This window comes from Aquabacterium sp. UBA2148 (assembly GCF_002328915.1).
GTDB lineage: Bacteria > Pseudomonadota > Gammaproteobacteria > Burkholderiales > Burkholderiaceae_C > Aquabacterium > Aquabacterium parvum.
This window is the reverse complement of sequence record NZ_DCXA01000216.1, coordinates 1-1,104: the sequence shown is the minus strand read 5'-3', so window position 1 is coordinate 1,104 and position 1,104 is coordinate 1. Positions and strand designations below refer to the sequence as shown.

The following is a 1,104-nucleotide window of genomic DNA, read 5'->3' as shown; positions in this document are numbered from 1 at the left end:
GAGCCAGTCCGCCCAGTTGGTCTCGGCGGCCGTCGTGGGCAGCGGGGCCGTCTACCTGTGGCACCGGCGGCTGCTGCAGCGCGGCATGCTGGGCGTCGAGGACTACACGACCACCGGGCTGGGCAGCCTGGACGTCGGTGAACAGGTCTCCGTCTCGCAGTGGAGCCCCGACGGCACCACGCACGTTCACTACCGTGGCAGCGAGTGGAAGGCCAGGTACCACGGCGCCCACGTTCCCGCTGCAGGCCTGCACCGCATCCGCGCGATCGAAAGCAACTACCTTGTCCTTGAAAAGGCCTGACCCACCATGGAATTTGCCGTCGTCCTGCTCGTCATTGCCGTCATTTTCATCGCCAAATCGGTCAAGGTCGTGCCCCAGCAAAGCGCGTGGGTGGTCGAGCGACTGGGCAAGTTCCACACCACGCTCAAGCCGGGTTTGAACGTGCTGATGCCCTTCATCGACAAGGTGGCCTACGAGCACTCGCTCAAAGAGATCCCGCTGGACGTGCCCAGCCAGGTCTGCATCACCAAGGACAACACCCAGCTGCACGTCGACGGCATCCTGTACTTCCAGGTGACCGACCCGATGCGCGCCAGCTACGGCTCGTCCAACTACATCATCGCCATCACGCAGCTGGCGCAAACGACCCTGCGCTCGGTCATCGGCCGCATGGAGCTGGACAAGACCTTCGAAGAGCGCGACGCGATCAATGCCTCGGTGGTCACTTCGCTGGACGAAGCAGCGCTGAACTGGGGCGTGAAGGTTCTGCGATACGAAATCAAGGACCTGACACCGCCCGCAGAGATCCTGCGCTCGATGCAGCAGCAGATCACGGCCGAGCGAGACAAGCGCGCGCGCATCGCCGAATCCGAGGGCCGCAAGCTCGAGCAGATCAACCTGGCCACGGGTGAGCGCGAGTCGCACATCGCCAAGTCAGAGGGTGAAAAGCAGGCTGAGATCAACCGCGCTGAGGGCGAGGCTGCGGCCATTGCGTCGGTGGCCGATGCCACGGCCGACGCCATTCGCAAGATCGCGGCCGCCATCAGCGAGCCCGGTGGGCAACAGGCCGTGCAATTGAAGGTCGCAGAAAAGGCCGGTGAGGC

General features: G+C 64.3%; 2 protein-coding genes. Both read left to right on the top strand.

Features of this window, described 5'->3' with window-relative positions:
- On the top strand, positions 1 to 301 hold a 301-nt coding region (locus B2W70_RS12035; protein ID WP_286745987.1), incomplete at its 5' end, for an NfeD family protein.
- Positions 302 to 307: 6 nt separating this feature from the next.
- Positions 308 to 1,104: SPFH domain-containing protein (locus tag B2W70_RS12030; RefSeq protein ID WP_286745985.1), on the top strand; the 797-nt coding region annotated here is incomplete at its 3' end.